The sequence below is a fragment of the Arthrobacter sp. NPDC080031 genome (genome assembly GCF_040702485.1).
Classification (GTDB): domain Bacteria; phylum Actinomycetota; class Actinomycetes; order Actinomycetales; family Micrococcaceae; genus Arthrobacter.
This window is the reverse complement of record NZ_JBFBLA010000016.1, coordinates 111982-119751: the sequence shown is the minus strand read 5'-3', so window position 1 is coordinate 119751 and position 7770 is coordinate 111982. Positions and strand designations below refer to the sequence as shown.

Below are 7770 nucleotides of genomic sequence, written 5' to 3'. Positions count from 1 at the left end.
GGCATCGACCCCGTCTCCTTCATCTGGGACTTCAAGGACCGGATCTACCACGTGGACTGCAAGGACACCAAGCTGCGCCCCACGGGCCGGAACACCGTCCTGGGCTCCCACCTGCCCTGGGGCGACCCGCGCCGGGGCTGGGACTTCGTCTCCGCCGGACGCGGCGACGTCCCCTGGGAATCGAGCTTCCGTGCCCTCACCGCGATCGGCTACACCGGACCGATTTCCATCGAGTGGGAAGACGCGGGCATGGACCGCCTCCACGGCGCCCCCGAAGCCCTCGCCAACCTCAAAAAGTTCGACTTCCCGCCGTCGCAAACCAGCTTCGACGCCGCCTTCAACCAGGACTAACCACCCCTTCAGTTAGCGCGAACTGGCAGCAGATGACCCCAAAATCCGATGTTGCGGGCATCTGCTGCCAACTCGCGCCAGGGAAAGGACAGAGCACTGTGATACGAACCCTTCGGCCGGGCCAACGGTGCGAGGTCTGGATTGCTTCTGCGAGCACCGGAGCGCTCGAGCTTGTCTTCACCTCTGACGAGGTGCTCTTCGAGGCGCCGAACTGGAGCCTCGACGGCGCCCGCCTCATCCTCAATGGTGCGGGCAAGCTGTGGACATTGGATGTCCGGGACCGGACCATCGCCGAAGTACCCCTCACCGGGATCCCGGACCTCAACAATGACCACGTCCTCGCCCCCGACGGCGCGCGCATCTTCCTCTCGGCGAATGACGGACACATCTACCGCGCAGCGCTCGACGGCGGAGAAGCCACCAAGCTCACGGACGACGACAGCTCCCTCCATTTCCTGCACGGCGTCAGCCCCGACGGACTTGAACTCGCCTACGTAGGCATCGACGGCGGCGATTTCAGCAAGCCGGGCCAACTCATGACGATGCCCGCGGCCGGCGGCCCATCGGCGCTCGTGGACACCGGCCCCGGCCATTGCGACGGACCTGAGTACTCTCCGGACGGGAAATGGCTCTACTTCAATACCGAGTCATTCACCACGCAGGCCGGGCATGCGCAGATTGCCCGCGCACGGGTTGACGGTACGGGCTTTGAACGGTTGCTCGACAGCGACACCGTCGACTGGTTCCCGCACCTCTCGCCCGACGGGCGCCTGGCCAGCTACATCCGCTTCCCGAGCGGCACGGTAGGCCATCCCGCGGACTTGCCGGTCGACGTCGTGATTGTCTCCACGAGCGACTGGGCGACGCCGCTCCACACCTGGCCCCTCTTCGGCGGCCAGGGAACCCTCAACGTCAACAGCTGGTCACCCGACTCCACCCGTTTCGCGTTTGTCGCCTATCCAAGCAACTGACATGAACCCGCGGAAGGAACTCTTGCCAAAAAATTGTTGAACAATTCCTCCGAGTGATGCATCATTGGGTGTAGGCCCCGATTGAGATCGGGATCACAAAGCCCGCCCAACGTTCCATGGAGGAACCATGTCCGCGACCACTTCGCCAAGTCCAACACGGCGCAGCAAACCCTCGGCAGGCGCCATCAAAGCCTTCATTGCCAGCGTCACAGGAACCTCCCTGGAGTACTACGACTTCGCGATCTACTCGGTCGCCTCGGCGCTGGTCTTTCCCAAGATCTTCTTCCCCACCAACGATGAAACCACCGGTCTCCTGTTGTCCTTCTCGGCCTTCGCGGTGGGTTACCTCGCCCGGCCAATCGGCGGCGTTGTCTTTGGCCGGCTCGGCGACAAGATCGGACGCAAGAACGTCCTGGTCATCACGCTCGTCCTCATTGGCGCGGCCACGGTCCTTATCGGTGCCTTGCCGGATTACCACACCATCGGCATCGGGGCCACGATCATCCTGGTCCTCCTTCGCCTCGCCCAGGGCATCGGCGTCGGCGGCGAATGGGGCGGCGCCGTCTTGCTGTCCGGCGAGTACGCCAATCCCAGCAAGCGCGGGTTCTGGTCGTCCGCGGCCCAGATCGGGCCGCCTGCCGGCAACCTGCTGGCCAACGGCGCACTGGCTGTCCTCGCCGCCGTCATGAGCAACGACGCCTTCATTGCCTGGGGTTGGCGCGTGGCCTTCCTCAGCTCGGCCATCCTGGTTGCCTTTGGCCTCGTCATCAGGCTCAAGCTCGAGGAAACCCCGGTGTTCAAGGCCATCGAAGCCACCGGCGAACGGCCTAAGGCTCCCATCAAGGAAGTCCTCACCACCCAGTTCCGCCCGCTTCTTGCCGCCGCGTTGTGCAGGATCTGCCCCGACGTCTTGTACGCCTTGTTCACCGTCTTCGTCGCGGTCTACGCCACCAAGGAACTTGGCATGACCACCGGCAACGTCCTGGGCGCGGTCCTGGTGGGCTCGGCATTCCAACTGTTCCTGATCCCCGCCGCAGGAGCTGTCACGGACCGGTTCAACCGCCGGCTGGTCTATGGCATCACCGCCGCCGCCACAGCCGTGTACATCCCCCTGTTCTTCCTCATGGTCCAGTCCCGCTCCGTCCTGGTGCTGACCGTCGGCGTCGTGATCGGCCTTGGGCTGCACGCCTTCATGTACGGCCCGCAAGCGGCGTTCATCACCGAGCAATTCCCGGCCAGGCTCCGTTATGCCGGCAGTTCCCTTGCCTACACGGTGGCGGGCGTCGTGGGCGGAGCAGTGGCACCGTTGATCTTCACCGCCCTCTACGCCGCCACCGGAAACTGGCTCCTGATCGCCGCATACTTGCTCGTGACGGCAGTGGTCACCATCGTCGGGCTCGCCTTGGGCAAGGATCCACAGCCGGAGGAGGATCTTCGGCTGCTTGCGGGAACCCGCCCCTAAGCAGCCCGGCGGCCCCGCGAGCAGAACGCTCCGGCCGGCCACCGCCGTCGTAATCCCTCCTGGAATGCCCCTTAAGATCAGTCTTGAGGGGCATTTCTGCGCCCGATTGCCAGAGAGGACGCCATGAGCCAGATAATCCGTGAAGCAACAGCGGACGACGCCGGAATGCTGGCGGAGCTTGCAGCCGTCACCTTTCCGCTGGCCTGCCCGCCGGACTCCTCGCCCGAAGACATCGCCGCGCACCTGCGCAGGACACTCAGCACGGAGAAGTTCACGGAATACCTTGCCGATCCGGACGTCACCATCCTGGCCATCGACGCCGCCGGGGAACTCCGCGGCTACAGCATGCTCGTGGCCCGGCCCACGAGCGATGCCGACGTCGCTTCGGTCCTGACGCTCAACCCTTCGACGGAACTGAGCAAGTGCTATGTGCATCCGGAACACCACGGCCTGGGTGCTGCCGCGGAGCTCATGAAAGCCACCTTGGACCGTGCTGGCGGCACCGGTGCTGCCGGGGTGTGGCTCGGTGTCAACAGCCAGAACGCGAAGGCCATCCGCTTCTATGAGAAAAGTGGATTCAGGAGGGTCGGGACCAAGTCGTTCCGTTTGGGCGATGCCGTCGAGCACGATTTCGTGATGGAGCGGGCGGTCTAGGACCCTGGACGCGCATTAGCGACGCGGAAATGGACCCGCGATGCGCAAACAGTTTCACGCGGCTTGGATACGGGCAGCGCCCGCCCGCTTCCGCGTCGCACACCATTTTGCGTGTCGTGAACGCCGGGCTGTGACCAGTCCAACAGCCCATTCCGGGAATGCCCGGCCCCCGCTTCCGGTTGTCGCCACCATGAAGATTGAGATCTGGTCAGACGTCGCTTGCCCGTGGTGTTACATCGGGAAGCGCCGGTTCGAAACAGCCCTTGCCGAGTTCCCGCACCGCGATTCGGTCGAGATCCAGTGGCGCAGCTACCAGTTGGACCCGAGCATCCCGGAACACTACGACGGCACCGAGCTCGATTACCTGAGCAAGCGCAAGGGCATGGACCCCGCGCAGGTAAGCCAGATGTTCGAGCACGTGGCGTTGCAGGCGAAAGGCGAAGGCCTCAACTACCGTTTCGACGACGTCGTGGTTGCCAACAGCTTCACGGCACACCGCCTCATCCACCTGGCGGCCGCCCACGGCAAGCAGGACCAAGCCAAGGAACTGCTCCTGAGCGGCCATTTTGAACATGGCAAGGACATCGGAAGCCAAGAGTACCTGGCCGGGCTCGGCACCGACTTGGGCCTGCCGGAAGCCGAGGTCGCTGAGTTGTTCAGCACCGACAAGTACGCAGAAGACGTCCGCGGCGACATCGCCGAAGCCCGGATGCTCGGCGTCACCGGCGTGCCGTTCTTTGTCATCGACCGCAAGTACGGACTCTCCGGCGCTCAGCCCTCCGAGGTCTTCACCCAGGCCCTCACACAGGCATGGCAGGAAGCGAATCCGCTGGTCGCCGTCGGCAGCCCCGACGCCGAAGCCTGCGGCCCCGACGGCTGCGCAATCTAAGGCGTCCTCCGGCTGGCTCTTTGAAGGTTCCGCGCGGCTTCGACGGCGACTCTCCTGTGGATTTCGTGGCGTGCGTCAAGAACAGGGCACGGGTGCCGTATATAGAAGGGAGTCCCGAAAGGGCTCGATCTTCTAGCCAGGAATCACTTCCACCCACATGAGGAGCACCATGACAGAGCGCCCGACAGGCCAAGTACCGCCCGGACCGGGCTGGTATCCGGATCCGGCCGGATCGGGCAGGTCCCTCTGGTGGAACGGCACCACCTGGTCCGGGTATCTGGCGCAGACTGCGGTTGCTCCTGGCAGGTGGCGTCCTTTGATCAGCCCCCAGACCCCCGTCTACAACGCCCTCGTCTGGCTGATCGTCGCGGCTCCTCTGGTCGTTGTCCTGTCGCAGGCAGCCTTGTGGAATCCCGTTCCACGATTGGTCTACGTCCGGGGCGTCAGGACCATTGACCCTTTCTCTGTCATCACGCCCGGGTACTTTGTGGTGGTCGCTGTGGGCTTCCTCGCCTACGCGGGGACTATCGTCGCTGCCTACTTCGACTGGAAAAAGCTTGACCGGGCTGGTGTCGTGCGCCCGTTTCATTGGGCGTGGACGTTCCTCAGCCTCGGTGTCTACGTGATCGGGCGGTCCGTCGTTGTGCGGAAAGTAGCGCCCGGCAGGGGCTTGGACCCGGTATGGGCCTTGATCGGCGTGTTTGTGGTGAGTCTCGTGATCAGCATCGCCCACGCCTCGTCCATGACCCAGACCTTCTCCGGCCTCTACGGATACTAGTGCCCCACCGGCCCGCTGTGCCGCAAGGCATGCGGCGAAAGAACCTCCTCAGATTCAGCTGTCATGCCCATTGGGTGATGTTCAGGTTGTTGAGGGTTGCTGTGCCCCCCGACGCGTAGACGGATACGTCCGTGCTGGCGGTGTTTGGGAAGATCAGCTCGGACAGGGTGACTTGGCCTCCTTGGGCGAAGACCTCCACTGAGCATTGGTCCACGTAGATGATGAGGTCATAGGAATTGGCGGTTGGCTGGATGGGGGCTGAGTCGATTGACGCGAACGATTCGTGGAAGTCTGTCTGCCCGGATTCGCGGCGGTCGACGACGATGCTGCCTTCAGCGGGCCGGATGCCGATGCGGGTGCCCCGGGTTCCATCGCCGCGGACAATGAGTCCGAACTCTTCGGCCGTTCCGGGCGTGAAGGTTGCCTCGATCCGTTGTACGCTGCCGGCCGCACCGGCCAGGATATGTTTGCCTTCGGCTATTTCTCCTGGACTGGCCGTGAAGGGCGGTTTCCCGGCGGGGAGCGACGTCAGTTCCTGTGCTACGTGCTGCACGAGTCGAGGGTTTCCGTGAGCGCTCTGCAGGGACACTTCGCGGACCAATGACATGGGGCTGCGCCACGGTGCGGTGGGGATCTGGTTGGCGTACTGCCAGTTGTTCATCCAGGCGATCATGAGCCGTCGGCCGTCGGGAACGTCGCTGAATGAGACTGCGGCGTAGTAGTCCCGGCCCCAGTCGAGCCATTGGTACTCGTGCAGCTTGTCAGGGTCCTGGGCACCTTCGGTGACTGTGGATGAGGAGGTAAAGGTGACGCCGTCGAAATCTCCCACAAAGTACTGTCCGGCGGAACCGCTGTTGGGGCCTCCTGGGTTGAGGTTTACTGTCAGGACCCATTTCACCTTCTCCGGGTCGTCGTCGACCGGCAGCGGGAAGAGGTCGGGGCACTCCCACACGCCTCCTGTGGCATTTGCCGGGCCGAAGGTGCTCAGCGGTTCCCAGCTCTTGAGGTCGTCAGACTTGTAGAAGACAATCTGGAAGTCCTGGGCCTCGACGGCCACCATGACCCAGTAGCTGCCGGCGTCCAATTCATAGCGGAAGACCTTCGGGTCGCGGAAGTCGGATGATCCCCGGTTCAGTACCGGGTTGTCGGCGTACTTGGTCCAGGTGTAGCCGCCGTCGAGGCTGTATGCGAGGGATTGGGCCTGGACGCCCTTGTGTTCCGATGCCGGTTTGAAGGCGCTGGTGTAGACGGCCACAAGCGGGGGCCTTGACTCGGTGCCGAACCCGCTGGTGTTGTGCCGGTCAAAGATGATGCTGCCGGAATAGATGTCTTCCTGTTCGTCGCACGCGATGGCCACCGGGTGTTCTGTCCATGTCACCAGATCCGCGGAGGTGGCGTGGCCCCAGGACATGTTTCCCCAGACACTGCCTTCCGGGTTGTTCTGGTAGTAGAGGTGGTAAAGGCCATCGTGGAAGATCAGGCCGTTCGGGTCGTTCAGCCAGGTGCTGCGGGCGGCGTAGTGCATGGCGGGCCGGAAAGCATCTGCTGTCGTGGCGGTCACGGCGGTCATGGGGTTTGAATCTCGCTTCTGTTCTTGAGTTCGGGCACCAGCCGTGGGAAGGGCACGGCTGGTCTGAGGCAATCTGGCAGATGACATGCCGAGCGCTTGCGCGTGACGGCACCACTCTCAAGGATCTCGTTCGATCATTGAGAGTGGCACCGCGAGGTTCCTTGAATTCGCTCTGGAGTTCAGCCTTTGACGCCGCTAGAGGCGATGCTGTTGACAAAGGAGCGCTGGAACGCGATGAAGAGGGCGACGACCGGCAGGGTGATCATGGAGGAATAGGCCATGACCTGGCCCCAGGACACATTGAGCTGGAAAAAGTACTGGACTCCGATCATGACCGGACGCAGTTCTTCGCTCTGGACGACCATGAGCGGCCATAGGTAGGAGTTCCATGCCGGGAGGAACGTCAGAATGGAGACCGTAGCGATGGCCGGCCCGGACAGGGGCATGACAATCTTGCGGTAGATCTTGAACCAGCTCGCCCCGTCTACGCGGGCCGCTTCGTCCAGCTCCTTCGGGATTGATTCGAAGTACTGGTGGAAGAGGTAGATGGAAAACGCGTTGGCCACAAACGGAATGATCTGCACGTGGTAGGTGTCCAGCCATCCGGTGGTCAGCGACAGCGAGAACCCGTTGACGTCCAGCCAGGGGAGCTGGTTGACCCACCAGACCAGGGGCAGGGCCAGGGTTTCGAAGGGGACGATCAATGTGGCGATGATGAGGGTCAGGATGATTCCTTTTCCTCGGACCCTCATCCGCGAGAGGGCGAATGCCGCGAGGCTGTTGATCAGGACTCCCAGAATGACGGTCACCGCGGAGATGCCGATGGAGTTGATCAGGAACCGGGCGGCGGGAACCCTGTCAAAGACGGCGCCGTAGTTGTCGAACGAGAGGTTGCCCACCGGCAGGAAGGCGGCGATTGAGGACAGATCCCCGAAGATCTGCTGGTCCGGCTTCATTGAGGACACGAACATGAACAACAACGGGAAAGCGAAGACGACGCCGAGAAGGATCCGCGCTATCCAGCCGCCGATGGCGCGGAGGCTCCGGGGTTTCCGGGGGATTGGACGGGCTTCGGCGCGGCCGCCGGAGCTCTCA

At 63.3% G+C, this 7770-nt stretch carries 8 protein-coding genes; 6 read left to right on the top strand and 2 right to left on the bottom strand.

Annotation, left to right across the window (positions count from 1 at the left end):
• From AB0323_RS14910 to AB0323_RS14885, 6 genes are all read left to right on the top strand, one after another.
• The coding region (locus AB0323_RS14910) for a sugar phosphate isomerase/epimerase (protein ID WP_366177993.1) at positions 1–351 on the top strand (351 nt) is incomplete at its 5' end.
• Between the two features lie 98 nt (positions 352–449).
• A complete protein-coding gene (locus AB0323_RS14905; RefSeq protein WP_366177992.1) occupies positions 450–1322 on the top strand; it encodes a biopolymer transporter Tol in 873 nt (290 codons plus the stop codon).
• 127 nt (positions 1323–1449) lie between these two features.
• Positions 1450–2784, top strand: a complete 1335-nt coding sequence (locus AB0323_RS14900) for an MFS transporter (RefSeq protein WP_366177991.1) — start codon at positions 1450–1452, stop codon at positions 2782–2784.
• A gap of 123 nt (positions 2785–2907) precedes the next feature.
• Positions 2908–3438 (top strand): GNAT family N-acetyltransferase, encoded by a 531-nt coding sequence (locus tag AB0323_RS14895; RefSeq protein ID WP_366177990.1) that lies wholly within the window; start codon positions 2908–2910, stop codon positions 3436–3438.
• A 190-nt stretch (positions 3439–3628) separates the two neighbouring features.
• On the top strand, positions 3629–4327 hold the full coding sequence (locus tag AB0323_RS14890) for a DsbA family oxidoreductase (RefSeq protein WP_366177989.1): 699 nt from the start codon (positions 3629–3631) through the stop codon (positions 4325–4327).
• Positions 4328–4496: 169 nt separating this feature from the next.
• Positions 4497–5105, top strand: a complete 609-nt coding sequence (locus AB0323_RS14885; RefSeq protein ID WP_366177988.1) for a DUF2510 domain-containing protein — start codon at positions 4497–4499, stop codon at positions 5103–5105.
• Positions 5106–5166: 61 nt separating this feature from the next.
• On the opposite strand, the gene AB0323_RS14880 is transcribed toward AB0323_RS14885, so the two are convergent.
• Both AB0323_RS14880 and AB0323_RS14875 read right to left on the bottom strand, forming a co-directional pair.
• Positions 5167–6675 carry a glycoside hydrolase family 32 protein gene (locus AB0323_RS14880; RefSeq protein WP_366177987.1) on the bottom strand — a complete coding sequence of 503 codons (1509 nt, stop codon included), beginning with the start codon at positions 6673–6675 and terminating at the stop codon, positions 5167–5169.
• Between the two features lie 179 nt (positions 6676–6854).
• Positions 6855–7646 (bottom strand): carbohydrate ABC transporter permease, encoded by a 792-nt coding sequence (locus tag AB0323_RS14875; protein WP_366177998.1) that lies wholly within the window; start codon positions 7644–7646, stop codon positions 6855–6857.
• Between the last annotated feature and the right edge of the window lie 124 nt (positions 7647–7770).

Coding starts and splice junctions, on each gene's coding strand:
- AB0323_RS14900 (WP_366177991.1), top strand. CDS start 1,450: ATGTCCGCGACCACTTCGCCAAGTCCAACACGGCGCAGCAAACCCTCG.
- AB0323_RS14895 (WP_366177990.1), top strand. CDS start 2,908: ATGAGCCAGATAATCCGTGAAGCAACAGCGGACGACGCCGGAATGCTG.
- AB0323_RS14885 (WP_366177988.1), top strand. CDS start 4,497: ATGACAGAGCGCCCGACAGGCCAAGTACCGCCCGGACCGGGCTGGTAT.
- AB0323_RS14880 (WP_366177987.1), bottom strand. CDS start 6,675: ATGACCGCCGTGACCGCCACGACAGCAGATGCTTTCCGGCCCGCCATG.
- AB0323_RS14875 (WP_366177998.1), bottom strand. CDS start 7,646: ATGTTCGTGTCCTCAATGAAGCCGGACCAGCAGATCTTCGGGGATCTG.
- AB0323_RS14890 (WP_366177989.1), top strand. CDS start 3,629: ATGAAGATTGAGATCTGGTCAGACGTCGCTTGCCCGTGGTGTTACATC.